17 protein-coding genes and 1 tRNA gene are annotated in these 17,115 nt (G+C 66.4%); 8 read left to right on the top strand and 10 right to left on the bottom strand.

The window, feature by feature from the left end; genetic code table 11:
• Positions 1-48: 48 nt before the first annotated feature.
• Entirely contained in the window at positions 49-1,467 is a 1,419-nt protein-coding gene (gene lysA, locus LQ955_RS04495) for a diaminopimelate decarboxylase (protein ID WP_231027015.1), read from the bottom strand.
• A gap of 253 nt (positions 1,468-1,720) precedes the next feature.
• Between lysA and LQ955_RS04490 the strand changes: the two genes are divergently transcribed.
• Positions 1,721-2,170 carry a hypothetical protein gene (locus LQ955_RS04490; protein ID WP_231027014.1) on the top strand — a complete coding sequence of 150 codons (450 nt, stop codon included), beginning with the start codon at positions 1,721-1,723 and terminating at the stop codon, positions 2,168-2,170.
• A 149-nt stretch (positions 2,171-2,319) separates the two neighbouring features.
• On the opposite strand, the gene LQ955_RS04485 is transcribed toward LQ955_RS04490, so the two are convergent.
• The 4 genes from LQ955_RS04485 to LQ955_RS04470 form a co-directional block, all read right to left on the bottom strand.
• Positions 2,320-3,165 carry an LmeA family phospholipid-binding protein gene (locus LQ955_RS04485; protein ID WP_231027013.1) on the bottom strand — a complete coding sequence of 282 codons (846 nt, stop codon included), beginning with the start codon at positions 3,163-3,165 and terminating at the stop codon, positions 2,320-2,322.
• Between the two features lie 100 nt (positions 3,166-3,265).
• Positions 3,266-4,027 carry an LmeA family phospholipid-binding protein gene (locus tag LQ955_RS04480; protein ID WP_231027012.1) on the bottom strand — a complete coding sequence of 254 codons (762 nt, stop codon included), beginning with the start codon at positions 4,025-4,027 and terminating at the stop codon, positions 3,266-3,268.
• 321 nt (positions 4,028-4,348) lie between these two features.
• A complete protein-coding gene (gene argS / locus LQ955_RS04475) occupies positions 4,349-6,028 on the bottom strand; it encodes an arginine--tRNA ligase (RefSeq protein WP_231027011.1) in 1,680 nt (559 codons plus the stop codon).
• Between the two features lie 76 nt (positions 6,029-6,104).
• Positions 6,105-6,899 carry a transglutaminase-like domain-containing protein gene (locus LQ955_RS04470; RefSeq protein WP_231027010.1) on the bottom strand — a complete coding sequence of 265 codons (795 nt, stop codon included), beginning with the start codon at positions 6,897-6,899 and terminating at the stop codon, positions 6,105-6,107.
• Positions 6,900-6,985: 86 nt separating this feature from the next.
• Here LQ955_RS04470 and LQ955_RS04465 point away from each other — a divergent pair.
• Positions 6,986-7,060: transfer RNA gene (locus tag LQ955_RS04465), tRNA-Arg, on the top strand.
• 326 nt (positions 7,061-7,386) lie between these two features.
• Positions 7,387-7,827 carry an SRPBCC family protein gene (locus LQ955_RS04460; protein ID WP_231027009.1) on the top strand — a complete coding sequence of 147 codons (441 nt, stop codon included), beginning with the start codon at positions 7,387-7,389 and terminating at the stop codon, positions 7,825-7,827.
• A 35-nt stretch (positions 7,828-7,862) separates the two neighbouring features.
• Here the strand turns inward: LQ955_RS04460 and LQ955_RS04455 are convergent, their stop codons facing one another.
• The 4 genes from LQ955_RS04455 to LQ955_RS04440 all read right to left on the bottom strand — a co-directional run bounded on the left by LQ955_RS04455 (position 7,863) and on the right by LQ955_RS04440 (position 11,536).
• On the bottom strand, positions 7,863-8,564 hold the full coding sequence (locus LQ955_RS04455) for an RraA family protein (RefSeq protein WP_231027008.1): 702 nt from the start codon (positions 8,562-8,564) through the stop codon (positions 7,863-7,865).
• Positions 8,561-9,415, bottom strand: coding sequence for a thioesterase family protein (locus LQ955_RS04450; RefSeq protein WP_231027007.1), 855 nt, complete (start codon positions 9,413-9,415; stop codon positions 8,561-8,563). Before LQ955_RS04450 ends, LQ955_RS04455 begins: the two co-directional genes overlap by 4 nt.
• A 35-nt stretch (positions 9,416-9,450) precedes the next feature.
• Positions 9,451-10,902, bottom strand: coding sequence for an MATE family efflux transporter (locus LQ955_RS04445; protein WP_231027006.1), 1,452 nt, complete (start codon positions 10,900-10,902; stop codon positions 9,451-9,453).
• Positions 10,903-11,053: 151 nt separating this feature from the next.
• A complete protein-coding gene (locus tag LQ955_RS04440) occupies positions 11,054-11,536 on the bottom strand; it encodes a MarR family winged helix-turn-helix transcriptional regulator (protein WP_231027005.1) in 483 nt (160 codons plus the stop codon).
• Between the two features lie 328 nt (positions 11,537-11,864).
• On the opposite strand from LQ955_RS04440, the gene LQ955_RS04435 reads away from it, so the two are divergent.
• Positions 11,865-12,023, top strand: a complete 159-nt coding sequence (locus LQ955_RS04435) for a hypothetical protein (RefSeq protein ID WP_231027004.1) — start codon at positions 11,865-11,867, stop codon at positions 12,021-12,023.
• A 28-nt stretch (positions 12,024-12,051) separates the two neighbouring features.
• On the opposite strand, the gene LQ955_RS04430 is transcribed toward LQ955_RS04435, so the two are convergent.
• Positions 12,052-12,849, bottom strand: coding sequence for a gamma-glutamyl-gamma-aminobutyrate hydrolase family protein (locus LQ955_RS04430; protein WP_231027003.1), 798 nt, complete (start codon positions 12,847-12,849; stop codon positions 12,052-12,054).
• A 105-nt stretch (positions 12,850-12,954) separates the two neighbouring features.
• Here LQ955_RS04430 and LQ955_RS04425 point away from each other — a divergent pair, with 105 nt between their 5' ends.
• The 4 genes from LQ955_RS04425 (at position 12,955) to LQ955_RS04410 (ending at position 17,108) form a co-directional block, all read left to right on the top strand.
• A complete protein-coding gene (locus LQ955_RS04425) occupies positions 12,955-13,632 on the top strand; it encodes an NADPH-dependent F420 reductase (RefSeq protein ID WP_231027002.1) in 678 nt (225 codons plus the stop codon).
• Between the two features lie 147 nt (positions 13,633-13,779).
• Entirely contained in the window at positions 13,780-14,685 is a 906-nt protein-coding gene (locus LQ955_RS04420) for an arginase family protein (protein WP_231027001.1), read from the top strand.
• 119 nt (positions 14,686-14,804) lie between these two features.
• Positions 14,805-15,638, top strand: a complete 834-nt coding sequence (locus LQ955_RS04415; protein WP_231027000.1) for a crotonase/enoyl-CoA hydratase family protein — start codon at positions 14,805-14,807, stop codon at positions 15,636-15,638.
• Between the two features lie 9 nt (positions 15,639-15,647).
• Positions 15,648-17,108, top strand: coding sequence for a dihydrolipoyl dehydrogenase family protein (locus LQ955_RS04410; RefSeq protein WP_231026999.1), 1,461 nt, complete (start codon positions 15,648-15,650; stop codon positions 17,106-17,108).
• The last annotated feature ends 7 nt before the right edge of the window (positions 17,109-17,115 follow it).

Here is a 17,115-nt window from a genome sequence, read left to right as displayed (position 1 = left end):
TTCGGTGTACAGAAAAAGTGGGGCATAACGACGTGGGGCATAACGACGTCAGTGCGTCGCGACGAGCGGCGCCTTGCGGGTCTGACGCCCGACTCCGGGGTCGCGGGCGAGCAGGTCGTCGACGGTCTCGCCGCGCATGATGAGTCGCGCTTCCCGGTCGACGACGGCCACGACCGGCGGGCGCCCGAGATAGTTGTAGTTGCTCGACATCGACCAGCAATAGGCGCCCGTGACTGGCACGGCGAGCAGGTCGCCCGGCTCGACATCGCCAGGCAGGTAGTCCGCGTGCACCACGATGTCGCCGCTCTCGCAGTGCTTTCCCGCCACCCGCACGAGGGCAGGGTCGGCCGCAGAGACGCGATTCGCGAGGCGCACCGAGTAGTCGGCGCCGTAGAGGGCGGGGCGAACGTTGTCGCTCATTCCGCCGTCGACGCTGACGTAGGTTCGCACGGCATCGCCGACCGACACCGGCTTGATCGTGCCGACCGTGTAGAGGGTCACTCCGCTCGGCCCGATGATGAGGCGGCCCGGCTCGAAGGCGAGGTGAGGCACGGCGATGCCCAGACGTGCGCATTCCGCCGCCACGATGTCGGCGATCTGGTCGGCCAAGAGGTCGATCGAGGTCGGGTCGTCGGCGGTCGTGTAGGCGATGCCGAAGCCGCCGCCGAGGTTGAGCTCGGGAATGTCGCCGCCCTCGAGCAGAGTCGCGTGCACGCCCAGCAGACGCGCGGCCGACTCCGAGAAACCGTCGGCCCCGAAGATCTGCGAACCGATGTGGCAATGCAGCCCGAGAAAACGCAACGACGGGTACGACCGGATGCTCGCGACCAGCGTCGGGGCGTCGTCGAGGGTGACGCCGAACTTCTGGTCTTCGTGGGCGGTGGCCAGAAAATCGTGCGTGTGCGCGTGCACGCCGCTGTTCACGCGCAGCCTGACCGATTGCACGACACCGTGCCGTGCCGCCGTCGCGGCGACTCGCTCGACCTCGATGGCGCTGTCGATCACGATGGCTCCGACGCCGTTCTCGACCGCGGAGTCGATCTCGGCGAGCGACTTGTTGTTGCCGTGGTACCCGATGCGGGCCGGCGTCACGCCCGCTGCCAGGGCGACCGCGAACTCCCCCGCGCTGCAGACATCGATCGAGAGGCCTTCGTCGGTCATCCACTCGGCTACCGCCGCGCAGAGAAAGGCCTTGCCTGCGTAGTAGACGGTGACGTCGGTACCGATGCGGGTGGATGCTCGCTCGAACGCCTCGCGCACAGTGCGGGCCCGGCCCCGGGCATCCGCTTCGTCGACCACGTACAGCGGGCTGCCGAACTGCGCCAGCAGCTCAGAGGCGGCGACGCCACCGAGGGTGAGCTCGCCAGAGTCGGTTCGGGCGGAGCTGGAGGGCCAGACAGCGCGCGGCAGGTCGTTGGCGTCGTCGGGCACGGCGAGCCACGGCGGAGCGAGCGGGTTGGCAGTCATCAAAAACCTTCGGCGAATGTAACGGGGCGCCCGGCAGGCCTTACGACGAGCGGGGTGCGCGACAGGAGCGGGCGAGCGAACCCGGATTGGTCCCTGAAGCCGTCGACCCCGGCGCGATGGTGCGTGTGCGGTGCTGGGGGTCGAGAAAATCCTATCGGAGATCGCCGAGCCCTGGTTTTTCGCGTCACGGTGCATTCGGCGCAGTTCGTCGCAGTGGGCTTGAGCAAAGCTCCGTTTTATGCGAGCATTAATCATGTTAAAACTCACACCCTTCGACTCCCCTGCCAGGCGATCCGTGTATCGATCGTCGCGCACGGCGCGCCCCTCCGTTTATCGGTCGTCGCGCACGGCGCGCCCCTCCGTTTATCGGTCGTCGCGCTCCGCACGACTCGCCGCCTCGGTCGCCGGACTGCTGTTCGCCGCGACCGCCCTCGCCGGCTGTTCATTCAACTCGAACGTCACCATGTCGCCCACCGACTTCGCCAAACAGGTCACCGACCAGTTTCAGAAACAGCTCAATGTGACGCCCGTGGTCGACTGCGGCACCGCGCAGATCGACATCGTCGAGGGTGCCGTCGTGCACTGCGACTTCAGCGCTACCGACAACCCCGACGTGCATTACGACTCCACCACCACCATCAGCAACGTGCACGGCACCGACTTCCACATCGATACGAAGGTCGACGACCACCCCAAGCAGTGACGCGGGTGTCGCGGCGAGAGCGACATATGCGGACGAAAGCGGCCGCCGCGGCGGCTCATTTCGTCCGAAAGAGTCGCGCTCGCCCCAGTGGTGCCCTCGCATCGGGGCGGGGCGGGGCGGGGCGGGGCGGGGCGCGAGCCGGCAGCGGGTCAGTCGCAGCTGCCTGTGGTCTTCAGGGCCTCTTCGCTCAGGGTGAGGTTGGTCGCCTCGGCGGTCACCGTCACGCTGCCTGCCGTGGGCGTGATCGAGGTGATTTGCACGCCTTCTGGCAGGTATTGCGCCACGCAAATCGAGATCGGCTTCGACACGACCGACTTGAGGGCCCCGCTCACGTCGATGGAGGCCGAGCCGGCGCTGAGCTGAGCTCCGGTGGGCGTGAGCAGAACATCCGGGCCCTGCGGTGTTGCCGTCGCCGTCGCGTCATAACCCAGCGTCAGCCCGAACACGTTCACGGTGCCCGAATACCCCACGGTTCCGTCGCCGAGCATGATCTGGTTGCTTCCCGGCACACTGAGAAATGTGTTCACGGCTGCCTGATCGAGCGTCAGGGTCGCGGATGCCCGGGGCACCGGCTTCGATGAATCGGTCGATACGTCGTTCGCCGTCACGCTGATCTGCACTGGCACGCCGTTCACCTGCATGTTCTTGCTGGTCAACGTGACGTCGCTGAACGTTCCGGAAAGGTACTGCACCAAGAAGGGGCCGCCGCCGATGTTCACATCGACGTCACCCGTCACCGTGCTGGGCAGATTTTCGAGCACGGCCGACTTCACCTGCGACTCGGCGTAGGCGCGGAGGCCGAAGTCGAGGGCCACCAGAATGATCGCGAGCAGCACAACGGTGCCCGCGACGATGGCAATGATGCGCCCGCGCTTGCGCGGCCGCCCGGGTCGAGCAGCCGAAGCCGTCGCCGGGCCGGGCTGCCCCGGCCCACCCGGCGACCACGACGCTCCCGACGACCGGGGCGACGGCGAGACAGGCGGTGGGGTGGTCATGGTCAGGAGCATACCGCCGCCGGGCTGAGGTCTCCGTGTGATGCGGAAGAAGCCCCGTCGCGTGAGTCGAACACATCGCCCCGCTAGTCGAGGTGGCTGCTCACGGGCAGGTGCCCGCGACCGCCAAAGCGCTTCGTGAGAACGACACGTTGTCGCCCTCGACAGTCATCGAAAGACTGCCGACCGTCGGGGTGATGCTGGTGAGGTGAATTCCGGCGGGCAGGAATTTCGCGATGCAGACCGAAACAGACGCCGCCTGGTCGGCATCGGTCGGGCTGCCCTTGGTTGCGAGCACGACGCTCGTTCCGTCGGCCGAGACCGCCGGGGTGACGCTGGCGGTTGCCGCGCCAGACGTGGTTGCCGCGCTAGTCGTGGTCTCTGCGGTTGCCGCGGATTCCGGGGCGCCCGTGGTGGTCTGGCCGGGCATCCGGTACACGATCGTTCCGTCACCGAAAGCGACCGTGACCGCACCAGGAAGAGCGCTCAGAGCAGTGGCCGCTTCGTCGCTCAGCGAGACCGTCGCGGTGACCCGCGAGATGGGTTTCGCCGGGTCGAAGGGCACGTTCGATACCACGACAGTGGACTGAAAGGGAATACCGCGGACGAGCATCCCCTTGCTCACGACGGTGACCTGCGTGAAAGAGCCGCTGACGAACTGCAGCAGCATCGGTGCGCCACCCACGCGCACATTCACGTCTCCTGCGAGGCCGTCGGGCAGCTGAGCCACGATACCCGTGCGGATGCGCGCTTCGACAAAAGCGCGGGTCACGATGTCACCGCCGATGAACACCACCAGCACCAGCGCAACGAGAGCCACGAGAACGGCCGCGATCGGTCGCCGCCTCTGCTCGCCCTCACCCATCCCCGCACCGTACGTGCGGCCCTCGACCCCCAGGCCAACTCCGCATGAACGAGCGGTAACGCGCCCAGGCACCCTCGGCGATGGCTTACTCATCGACGCAACACCCCCGCTGCCAAGCTCACCCAGGAGATCGGTATAGGTATTGCGTCAAATGTCGGGCCAGCGTCGGTACCCTCGGCGACGGCCTGCTCACCAACCCCAACACCCCACAGCCAAGCTCACATAGGAGATCGGTAAGGGAATTGCGTCAATTGTGGGGCCAGCGTTGGCACCCTCGGCGATGGCCTGCTCAGTGCCACCCATACCCGCACGAAGAGTGCCTTACATGCGATCCGGAGCCGAAACGCCCAGCAGCTCCAGCCCGTTGCGGATGACCTGACCCGTCGCGTCGTTCAGCCAGAGCCGCGTGCGATGCAGATCGGTGACGGGCTCGTCACCGAGCGGCAGAACACGGCAAGCGCCGTACCAGCGGTGGTAGTGCCCGGCGACTTCTTCGAGGTAGCGCGCCACGCGGTGCGGCTCGCGTAGCTCGGCAGACTGGGCCGCGATGCGCGGCAGTTCCTGCAGCGAGCCGAGGAGTTCGGTCTCGGTCTCGTGCGTCAGAAGCGAAGGCTCGAAGGCACTGCGGTCGACCCCAGACGCCGCGGCGTTCTTCGCCACCGAACGCGTGCGCGAGTGCGCGTACTGCACGTAGAAAACCGGGTTGTCGTTCGTGCGTTCGCGCAGCTTCTCGCCGTCGAGTGAGAGTGGCGAATCGGCGGGGTACCTGGCGAGGGAGTACCGCAGAGCATCCGCCCCGACCCAGTCGAGCAGATCGTCGAGTTCGACGATGTTGCCCGCGCGCTTCGAGAGCTTCGCGCCGTTGAGGTTGACCAGCTGTCCGATGAGAATCTTGATGTTCACATCGGGGTCGTCGCCGGCCGCCGCCGCGAGCGCCTTGAGTCGCCCGACATAGCCGTGATGGTCGGCGCCGAGCAGGTAGATCTTCTCGGTGAAGCCGCGGTCTTTCTTGTTGAGGTAGTACGCCGCGTCGGCGGCGAAGTACGTCACGATGCCGTTGCCACGCGTCAGCACGCGGTCTTTGTCGTCGCCGAAGTCGGTGGTGCGCACCCAGACGGCGTCGTCTTTCTCGTACACATGGCCTTGTTCGCGCAGTCGCACGGCGGCCTGGTCGATGAGGCTCGTTCCCGTCTCGGGGTCGGGGGCGTGCAGAGTGCGCTCGGAGAAGAACACGTCGAAGTGCACGTTGAAGTTCTCGAGCGAGGTCTTGATCTCTTCGAGCTGCTGCAGGTAACCGAGGTCGCGAGCGACCGCGATCGCCTCTTTCTCGGGCAGGTCGAGCAGATCGGGCACCTGCGCGAGCACCTTCGCCGCGAGCTCCTGAATGTACTCCCCCGGGTACCCGCCCTCGGGCGTGGGCTCGCCCTTGGCAGCTGCCAGCACCGAGGCGCCGAAGTTGTCCATCTGGTTGCCGGCGTCGTTGATGTAGTACTCGGTCGTCACCTCGGCACCGGATGCACTCAGCACCCGCGCGATTGCATCGCCCAGAGCGGCCCACCTGGTGTGCCCCAGGTGCAGGGGCCCGGTGGGGTTCGCCGACACGAATTCCATGTTGACGCTGAGCCCGTCGAGCACGTGGTTGTGACCGTACGAGTCGCCGGCGTTGAGGATCGTGCGCACGATCTCGCCGGCTGCGGCCGTCTCGAGGGTGATGTTGATGAAGCCGGGGCCCGCGACATCCACTTTCGCGACGCCGTCGAGCGCCTCGATCTCGGGCACGATCTCTGCCGCGAAGGCGCGCGGGTTGGTGCCGAGCGACTTGGCGAGCTTCATGGCGATGTTCGTGGTCCAGTCGCCGTGGTCGCGGTTGCGCGGGCGCTCGAGCTGAACGTCGACGACCGAGATGGTGACGGCAGCCGCATCCGCTTCGCCCACTCGTCGAGCGTCGAGACGGGCGGTCACGATGTCGAACAGGGCGCTGGAGAGGTCTTCGGGAGTCACGGTGTTCTACCCTATCGCGACGCCCTGACCGCCTCCCGCGTGCTCCCGCGGGAGGCGACGGATGTGGAGTGCGGGGTTAGTGGAGCTGGGCCAGCTCGCGGGTGTCGTCGCGCGGCAGGGCATCCACGGTGGCGGTGACCTCGAGCTTGTTCAGGGCGAGCCAGCCGCCGTGGTTACTGAGGAACGCCGTGTCTGCGGCGTCTCGACCCGTGGCGATGCGAACGAGGCTCTGCCGAGGGGCGAGGGCCGTCGCGTCGACGACGTACCACTCGTCGTTCACGTACGCCTCGGCTACGGCGTGAAAGTCCATGGGGTCAAGGCCCGGCGCGTATACCGACACGAGGCGCGCCGGCACGTCCAGAGCGCGCAGCAATGCGACCACGAGGTGCGCGTAGTCACGGCAGACTCCTTGCCGCGACAACAGCGTGCGCACGGCACCGTCGGTCGGCAGGCTCGACCCCGGAACGTAGCTGAGCTTGTCGCCCACCCACGAACTCACGCTGTCGAGCAGCATGCGCCCCTCGAGCCCCGCGAATTCCGAGCGCGCGGTGGGCAGCAGAATGTCGCTCTCGCAGTAGCGGCTGGGACGCAAGTACGTGATGAGGTCGTTCTTCGTGACGGCGGCCGGGGCGGCCGTTCCGTCGACGACGGCCCAGTAGTCGGCGATGAGCGTGCCCTTGCCGACGTTGAACTCGTGCAGGCGTGTACCGTGCACGTCGCCGATTTCGACGGGCGTGATCGGATGCCCGTTGAACACGTATTCGACCGTCTCGGTACTGGCGCTGAGCCCTGCCGCGATCGCTATCGAAAAGACCAGGTTGGCGGGCGCATCGATGTCACATTCGAGGTGGGCGCTGACCGTTCGCTTCATGCCTCTAATGCTGTCATGAAACCCGGTAACGCTTGTGCCGTGAGCGGGCACCCGTCACGCGATGGTAATGTGTACCCCGCACTCCTGGCCCCATAGCTCAGGGGATAGAGCACTGCCCTCCGGAGGCAGGGGCCGCAGTTCGAATCTGCGTGGGGCCACCAGCGGCACTGCCGCACCAGCGCAGTGCGGGCGCGCCCACCGTCGGTCGTCCGCCGTCGGCGTCCGTCGTCAGCCCGGGGCTTTCGTCGGACGAGAGCTCACATGTCGACGTATTGTCGGCTTGTTGCCTCAGCTCCGACCGTTCTCCCCGCCGCTCCCGCGACCCGGCCAGGGAGCGCGCCCATACCGGCGATCCGGATGTACTGATATCAAGTACTAGGGCTGTGCGCCACGGGTGGCATCGCGGGTATGCCTCGGGGCCGTGTGCACCGGCTGCACATGACGTCGCCACAGAACGAGCCCCGGCACAACGACGAAAGGCACGAGTATGACCGATTCCCTCGCCTCAACCATCACCCGCACGTTCGCCGCCACGCCCGAGCAGGTCTTCGAAGCCTGGGTCTCGCCGCCGACCTTCTCCCTCTGGTGGGGCGGCACCGACGTCGAGGTGCCTCTCGAGTCTCTGACCTTGGATGCTCGACCCGATGGCCATTGGGAGGCCACCATGCTTCTCGGCGACGGCACGCCCGATTACCGCTTCTACGGCGAGTACGTGGAGGTCGATCGCCCGAACAAGCTCGTCTTCACGATGACCGATGAGCCCGGAGACGCACGCGAACTCATCTCGGTTACCCTCACTGCGCTCGACGGCGGTACCCAGTTGCGCTTCAGCCAGACCGGCGGCAACCTGACACCGGAACAGTACGAAGCTGTGACGCTCGCCTGGCAGCTCAACTTCGATGCGCTCGAGACGACGCTCGCCGCCTGACATCGAATGAACAGCGCCGTAAAGCTGCGAACCCGTTACTCCTCCATCTCACCGCCCACCCGGCGCAGGTGCTGCCGGAACGTGAGCCCGGAAGCGTCGCGCGCCGCCAAGAATTCGGCGAAACGGGTCTGCGAGCGCAGGCTGGTTCCGCGGCGCATGCGGTCGGCCTGACGGCGCTCTGTGTCGCGGATGGCGCCGGCGGCCGCGGCGATCTCCGCCGCCCGATCGAGAGGAGCGAACAGCACACCGTCGTCGTCGCCGAGCACGAAGTCGGCGGCTGTGATGGTGTGGGCTCCGAAGCGGGCTGAGGTCAGGGCATCCGGTTCTTGGGGGTCGAGACGCTGCGGACCGACGGGTAGTGCGCCCTGGCTGAAGAGAGGGAGGCCGATGTCGTGCAGATCGCTCGTGTCGCGGTGCAGGCCCCAGATCACGATTCCCGAAAGACCCGCACGCGCCACTTCGAGCGCAACGAGATCACCGACGCAGGCCTCGTCGTCGCGGCCTGCGTTATCGACGACCAGCACATCACCCGGCTCGGCGGTTTCGAGCGCCTCGAGAAAGACATCCACGCTGCCGTAGTGACGCACAGCGACTGCACGGCCGACGAGGTGTGTGCCCTGGGCGAGCGGATGCACCGATGCCGGCGCACAGCGGACCGGGATGCCCAGACGCAGCAGCGCGTCGGCGACGTGCGGTGTGGTGAGGTTGTTGAACTCCCGCAGATCGACTTGACTCATCGGCCGGCCTCCTGCTGCACCGGGCGGATGGTCAGAATCTGTTCGGCACGCCCGACCGGCCCCGTGGTGTCGTGCAGCACACTGCTGGTGAGCCCGTGCCCGGCCGGCCCGAAGGTGACGGTGGTGTCGAGGCCCACCCAGCGCCCGGCGGGCTGACGGTACAGGTGGATGGTCAGATCGAGGTTCGGGTAGAGCCACTCTGTCGGCCGCTCACGCACGGCGATGCCGTTCGCGGTGTCGACGAGGGTGATGAACGATGCGTGCGGGCTGACCTCTTCGCCTTCGACGAGGTGGATGCCCGTGCCGAGCCATGCGGTCGTGCGACCCGGTACCGGCGGGCTCAGGGGCCGCACGTCGAGCGACGACACGTAGCCACCCGTCCACGTTTCATTCATCGGCCAGGAGGTCAGCGTCTCGGGACCGAGCAGCGCGGCGGGCACTCCCCCGGCGACCGTCGTCGTGTCGACGGCTCCGATGAACCACGCGCGAGCGAGCACGGGCGCGCGGCCGGCGATCGTGACCGTCGCCTCGATCAACTCGATGGTGCGCCCGGGCCTTATGGTCTCGACGCTGATGGTGCACTCGTCGGCGGCCAAGAACCCGAGAATGTCGAAACTGATGCGGCCGAGCTGCTTGTCGAGAGGCTGCTTGTCGAGAGGCTGTGTGTCGAGAGGCTGTGTGTCGAGAGGCGCCTGCCCGCCGTCGGCCTGCGCAGTCCGGTGCCGGTCGATCGCGTGAACGATCAAGCCGCCGAGCGGGCTGAAGTGGATCTCGGAGTCGTTCCACGCTCCCCCGGCATGCGTCGTGGGGCGGTAGCGGTCAGCGGCGGTTCTTTCGAAATAGGCACTCATGGTGATTCGAAGTTTAACCGCGGAGCAACCGCTGGTCAGGCCGCTGCCTGCTCGAGCACCTGCTCCGCACGCTCGGCGTTTCCCTCGGCCAAGCCACGATCGATCGCATGCCGCGATGCCAGCCACATGATGACGCCGACGACAAAGACCAGACCCTCGGAGACGGTGAGCGACCAGATGATTCCGGCGAGCCCGAACCACAGGTTGCCCAGCAGCACGATCGGAATGAACAGCACACCCTGCGCCATCGACATCACGATCGCGGCTGAGGCACGCCCCGTGGCCTGAAACAGCGAGGTGATGAGCCCCGTGAATCCGTTCACGATCATGGCCACCAACTGAGCCGTCAGAATGGTGACGCCGATGCTCAGCACGGAGGGATCCGCGACGAAGGCCGAGAACACCTGATCACGGAAGGCGAATACGGCCACCGCCGAGATCAGCACGATGCCGCCGACGGTGATCGCCGAGACCCGCAGCGCCGAGCGCAGCCGCTCTCGATCACCCTTGCCGTACGAGTAGGCCAGCAGCGGCAGCACCCCGAGTGTGACACCCATCACCAAGAATTCGGGGACCTGCGCGATACGCACGGCCACACCCATCGCGGCCAGGGCACTGTCGCCGTAGGCGACCGCGAGGTTGTTGAGCACAAGAGAGGTCACGATGAGAAACGACGCCTGCAGCAGCTCGCCGATACCCACCCCGAAGACGGGCTTGAGTACGGCGGGCGAGAGGGTGAACCAGCGCGGCGACAAGCTGACGTTCTCGCTGTGCCGCTGCAGCCAGACGATGAAGTAGATGACGACGCCGAGGTTCGACAGACCCATGGCCAGCGCTGCTCCGCCGACACCCCAGTGCAACACCAAGATGAAGAGCACGTCGAAGATGACGTTCGCCACGGTCGAGGCGATGAGCCCGATCATCACCTGGCGCGCGGCGCCTTCCGCTCGCACGATCTGCTCAAGACAGAAGGCAGCGGCGAGCACGGGCACGAAGGCCAGCATCACGGCGACGTAGGAGCTCGTCGCGGCGACGGCCGACGAGTCGGCCCCGAGCACCGAGACCAGCGGATTCAGCAGCAGCCCGACACCACCCAGCACGGCGCCCGTGATCACCGCGCCCCAGAGGGCGAACGACGAGACGTGCTTGATCTCGCCGGCCTTGGCCGGCTCGTGCTCGGCCGCACCGAGCAGACGCGAGATCAGCGCGCCGCCACCCACGCCGAAGACCCCGCCGACCGCCATGACGAGGCCGAGCAAGGGGGTGCCGAAGGTGATGGCGGCAAGAAGGGTGGCGTCGTGCAACGAGCCGATGAATCCGGCGTTGATGACGTTGTAAACAGCGCCGACGATCATCGCGGCGGCCATCGGCACACACAGGTGCACGAGGGCGCGGATGATCGGGGCGGCCGAGAGGTACCAGCGGTTCGTGCCGACAGCGTCGGCTTGCGTAGCAGCGGGAGGGGTAGCGGAGTTCGAGGTGCTCATGATGTGCTCCTTTTTCGGGCAGAGTCGAGGGCGCGCCGACAGACGCCGGCACGGCGTGAGAATGTGTGAAGGGTTCAGGATGCTCGGTCGGGTCACCCGCCCGAACGCCGTCTGGGGGTCTGTCTGCTGCGGCGCTGTCTACTGAGGGTGGTCAGCCCCGGGTCGGCTGCGGCAGCACCGAGGTCACCTTCGTGAGCAGGGCGTGCAGCGTCTCGCGTTCCGCCTGATTCAGCGGGGCGAGAATGGTGTCGTCTGCGGCCGTCATCGCGGTTTCGAACCCCGCGATCAGTTCGACGCCCTCGGGCGTGGCGTAGACGCGTTTGCTGCGTTCGTTGCCACCTTCGGTGCGACGTTCGATAAGACCGCGCCGCTCGAGCCCCTGCAGGAGGCTCGAGACGCTTGCCGCGCTCGTTCGCGTCATCTGCGCGATGTCGCGCTGAATCGATCCGGGGTTCTGGGCCAGAAAGCCGAGCGCGAAAGCCTGCTCGTGGCTGAGTTCACGCGCCTTGATCCAGTCTTCGCCGACCTTACGCTGAGCCCAGCCGATCCAGCGCACCAGCTCGAGACTGCTTGTCAGGGTCAGCTCGTGCTCGTGTTCCGTGCCGGTCGGCTTGGCGTTCAACGATTCGTTCATGTTTAGAACATTAATAGTTCGATCTCTAACTGTCAACCATCAAACTAAATTCATGAGAGGGGCCGATAACGGGCCCGCAATCGTGGTCTGTCAAGGGTCAATGTGATCCGTGAAGGAATCGCCCCCGTTCGGGGGGCATGATGGCCTCATTTCTGGGGTAGGTCAAGAAAAAAGCAAACAAATCCCGCAGAAACCCCGCATGTCGCGTGTCGTGCGGATTTACGCAGTTATGCTCTCAACTAACGCACCAGTGACCCAGCGTCGGGCCAGGCTCTCGAAGCTCGCCGACGGATCATTCCCACTCGACGAAGCACAGAAGGAGTCCCACATGACGCTCGCATTGATCGTTGTCGTCGGCACGGTCTGGGTGATCGTGTCACTGCCCATCGCGTTGATCATCGGCCGTATTCCGCGTCTCGCTGAGCGCGATGAACTTCGTCGGATTCAGGCCAATCCGACCGGCAGCGTCGGCACCATCACGCGCTGAACAGCCATCAGGCGCTGAACGTCATCGGTCAGGCCGCGAAGGCGTCGCTGATCGCGTGGTCGCCCAGCGCTCGAAGCAACTGTTCCAGCTGCCCTACCGGAGCGCCAGGGTCTTCTGGGTGCCACTGAATTCCCAGAATGGGGGCCGTGACGTGCTCGACCGCCTCGGGCAGTCCGTCGGCCGCCGTCGCGACGACCACGAGTCCTGAGCCGAGCGTCTGCACCGCCTGGTGATGAGCACTCTGCACGATGACCTCTTCGCCGAGTGCGCCGGCCAGACGGCTGGCCGAGTCGACCGCGACCGGATGCCCGGCCATCGTCTCGGCAGCCACCACGTCGAGGTTCTTGTGAATCGTCTGCGTTCCGATGTCTTGCACGAGCGTGCCGCCCAGCGCCACGTTGATGACCTGCAGGCCGCGGCAGATGCCCAGCAGCGGGGTCGCAGTAGCGACGGCTCTGCGCACGAGAGCGATCTGCGCTTCGTCGGCGGCCGTGTAATGACGGCCCTCAGACGGGTAACCGGATGCTCCCCCGTAGTACTCGGGAGCGATGTCTTCCCCGCCCATCACGACGATGGCGTCGACGTCTCTGGTCGCCTCGAGCAATGATTCGACCCCGACGTCGGCGGCAGCGCTGCGGGTCACCGAGTACCCCTGCGCCGAAGCGGCGCTCACGACCCGCGAATTGAGCAGGTCGATGTAAGAGTGGTAGTCGGAATCGTGAGGCCGCGACCGGGTGACCTCGACAACGGCCAGACGCGGTGCCCGAGTCTGCGACTCCTGAACCCGCGACGCGTGCTCGCGTGGAGTCGGTATCGAGATGGCCATACCTCCATATAAGCATCCGCCCGGGCATCCGGCACCGGCTCGGGTAATGTTTCGCAATACTGAGTCGCCCGGAACAATCTGTGCGGCCGCGAGGTTCAAATGGTCATGACTACTCTCGGATTCATCGGATCAGGCCACATCGGCGCCCAGGTCGCCCGTCTTGCGGTGGCGAACGGCTACACCGTCGTGCTCAGCAACTCGCGCGGGCCGGAGACGCTCGCCGAACTCGTCGAAGAACTCGGGCCCCAGGCATCAGCCGGCACGGCCGCCGAAGCGGCTGCGGCCGCCGACATCGCTGTCGTCTCGATTCCGCTCATCGCCTACACCGAGGTGCCGGTCGAAGAACTCGCCGGCAAGGTCGTGCTCGACACGAACAACTATTACTTCGAACGCGACGGGCACATCGCCGAACTCGACGACGAAAGCACCACGGTGTCGGAGCTGTTGCAGCAGCACCTGCCCGCCTCGCACGTGGTGAAGGCGTTCAACCACATCCGTTTCGACCAGATCACAACCGACGGCAAGCCAGCCGGCTCGCTCGGTCGGCGAGCGCTCGTCATCGCCGGCGACGACGAAGCCTCGAAGGCAACGGTCGCGACCCTGCTCGACGAGTTCGGATTCGACGCCGTCGACGCCGGACCGCTCGCCGAGGGGTGGCGCATTCAGCGCGACGAGCCGGGTTACGTGGCGGGGTACCGCACGGTCGACGAGATCACTGCCGACCTGGCGAACGCCAAGCGCTACCGCGACATGGTTCCGAACGAGTTCGGCACACACGAGTAAGTTTTCTGGCTTCGCCCGTCCCCGCCGGGCGAACGCGCGGGAACCGACCGAGCGCGGTCGCTTGGTTCCCGCCGGCGGTTCGCACGGAGGTTATGGAGACTCACCGAGCTCGACACGGCGGCCGCGGCCGCCCAATAGGCTATTCGCATGGTCGCAACTTTTCTCATCGTGCCCGAGTGGCAGGGTTCCGGTTCGTCTCGCGCGATGCAGCTCATCGACGGAGCCGACGCGATCGCGGGAGACCTGCCGGCGAGCGTGACACGGCGCCTCGAGATCACTTTGGGTGCCGGCGAGAGCCTCGGCAGCGGGGTGGCACGCGTGAGTGTGCTGCGGAGCATCCGCGACTCGGTCACGCGTGCGTTGAACGACGCTCTCGAACCTACCGCAGAAGGGGCCGTTCGGCCCGATCTGGTGGTGACCATCGGCGGCGACTGCGGTGTCGAGCTGGCGCCGATCGCCGAGGCGAAGCGGCTGCATCCCGAGCTGGCTGTGGTCTGGCTGGATGCCCATGCCGACCTGGTGGCCCCCGAATCATCGGGCTCCGGAACTGCCCCGTCGGTCAGCGGGCCGTTCTCGAGCATGGTACTGCGAACGCTGCTCGGCGACGGAACAGAGCTGCTCGTTCCCGATTTCGCGCAGACCCTCTCACCCTCGCGCGTCATTCTCGCCGGAGTGCGTTCGCTCGACGACGACGAACAGACCTATATCGATGAGAACCACATCACCGAGGTGAGCATCGACGACCTGCAGCAGAGCGAAGAACTCGAGCGTGGTGACGCACTGGTCGAGGCGATCTCGGCGACGGGCGCGACCGAGGTGTACCTGCATGTCGATCTCGATGTGCTCGATCCGGCCGAGATCACGGGGCTGAGCTACCCCGAGCCGTTCGGCCTGACCGTCGCGGCCCTGGTCGAGAACATCGTCGCCGTGCGTCGACGGTTCACCGTGGTCGGAGCCGCGATCACACAGTTCGCCCCGGCCAACCCTGACGCCGCGTCAGATGATCTGTCGGCCGTTCTGCGCATCATCTCGGCGCTTACGCGCGCCCTCTAAGTGCACAGGGCCACTAAGTACACAGGGCCACTAAGTACACAGGGCCACTGAGCACCGAGTTCTGCACAGATCCCACAACGACAAAGCGGACTGATCGCCCGCGGAGTTATCGTCGTCGCATGACAGAGCACACCCCTTCCGAGAACCCGTCCGTCTCTCCACGCATACTGGTCGAACGTCGCGGCCACATTCTGCTGATGGCGTTCAACCGGCCCGAGAAACGCAACGCCGCCGACTTCGAACTGTTGCGGCAGCTCTCGCTGGCATACGGCGAGCTCGAACGTGACCCCGAGCTGCGGGTCGGTGTGGTTCATGCGGTCGGCGAGCATTTCACGGCGGGCCTCGACCTCGCCGACGTGGGTCCGCGCATCACGGCGGCGGGTCTCGACATCGTGGCCGAGGGCGGCGTCGACCCCTGGCAGGTCAGCCCCACCGGTCCGCCGCGCACCAAGCCCGTGGTGATCGCCGTGCACGGAACCTGCCTCACACTCGGCATCGAGCTCATGCTCGCCAGCGATGTCACCGTCGCCGCGCAGTCGACCCGATTCGCGCAGATCGAGGTGAGCCGCGGCATTCTGCCCTTCGGGGGTGCGACCATCCGTTTTCCCCGTGCCGTCGGCTGGGGCAACGCGATGCGCTGGATGCTCACGGGCGACACCTTCGACGCGATTGAAGCCCATCGCATCGGCCTCGTGCAACAGTTGGTGCCCGACGGCGAGCAACTCGACGCCGCACTCGCGATCGCCGAGCGCATCGCCGCCCAGGCGCCCCTCGCGGTTCAAGCGACTCTCGCGAACGCACGTCTCGCCGAACGCGCTGGTGATGACGCCGGGCAGGTGGCCGCGGCCGTCGCCCTGCAGCCCGAACTCGTTCGACTGGTGGCCACCGAAGATTCCGTGCGCGGAATGCAGGCGTTCGTCAACCGCCAGCCGGCGGACTTTGTCGGCAGGTAGTGTGAGGTCATGGTTACCACCGAGACTTACGACCTCATCGTCATCGGCGCCGGGGCGGTGGGCGAGAACGTCGCCGACCGTGCCGTACAGGGCGGCCTGACGGTCGCCATCGTCGAAACCGAGCTCGTCGGCGGTGAGTGTTCGTACTGGGCGTGCATGCCGTCGAAAGCCCTGCTGCGAAGCGGTGCCGCGCTGCGTGCAGCCGAGAATGTCGCGGGCGCGCGGGAGGCGGTCACGGGCATCCTCGACCCCGCCGCCGTGTTCAAACGGCGCAATGCCGTCGTGAACGAATGGAACGACGAGAGCCAGGTCGACTGGGTCGCCGGCGCGGGCATCACGCTCGTTCGGGGTTACGCCCGGTTCACGGCGCCGAAAGAGCTCGACGTGACAAATGAGCAGGGTGAAGTCACGCATCTCGTCGCCCGGCACGCGATCACGGTGTCTACCGGGTCGGCCGCGCTGCTGCCCGACATACCCGGTCTCGCCGATTCCGGTCCGTGGACCAGCCGAGACGCTACCTCGTCGCAGGTCGTGCCGAAGCGGCTCGCGATTCTGGGCGGCGGAGTGGTCGGCTGCGAGATGGCCACCGCGTATGCCTCGCTCGGCTCCGATGTCACCCTGTTGTCGCGGTCAGGCCTGCTCAGCAACCAGGAGCCGTTCGCCGGTGAACTGGTTCGCGACTCGCTCATCGGGCTCGGCGCCAGGGTCAGCATCGGTGTGTCGCCGACGGCCGTCAAGCGCAACGGGGCGGGGGGCGAAGTCACCATCACGCTCGACGACGGCGGTACGCTCGTGGTCGACGAGATTCTGGTGGCCATCGGGCGGTCGCCGCGCACGGGCGATCTGGGCCTCGAGGCCATCGGACTCAAGCCGAACCAGTGGCTGGTGACCGACGACACGCTGCTCGTGCTCGATGAGAACGGCGCGCCCCTCGAGGGTGACTGGCTCTACGCGACCGGAGACGTGAACCATCGTGCGCTGCTGACCCATCAGGGCAAGTACCAGGCGCGCGCGGCCGGCGACGTCATTGCAGCACGTGCTCTCGGCAATAAGCTCTCCGTCGAGCCCTGGGGCGCGCATGTTGCGACGGCCGATCACGAGTCGGTTCCGCAGGTGACTTTCACCGATCCCGAGGTGGCGTCGGTCGGTCTGACCGAGGCAGCCGCAAAGAAGGCCGGCTACTCGGTACGGGCTGTCGAATACGACATCAGCTGGGTTGCCGGCGCGAGCGTGACGAGCGAGAACTACGTCGGCCGTGCCAAGGCGGTGGTCGACGAGAAACGCCAGGTGCTGCTGGGGGTGACCTTCGTGGGTCAAGACGTGGGTGAGCTCATCCACTCGGCGACCATCGCCGTGGTGGGCGAGGTTCCGCTGAATCGGTTGTGGCATGCCGTGCCGTCGTATCCGACCCTCAGCGAGGTGTGGTTACGACTGCTCGAAACCTACGGCCGCGACAACTCGAGCTTCTGAGGTGAAG

The sequence above is a fragment of the Subtercola endophyticus genome (assembly GCF_021044565.1).
In the GTDB taxonomy this organism is placed as follows: domain Bacteria; phylum Actinomycetota; class Actinomycetes; order Actinomycetales; family Microbacteriaceae; genus Subtercola; species Subtercola endophyticus.
Note: the sequence above shows the minus strand (reverse complement) of the source record. Positions and strands in the feature narration are given on the sequence as shown.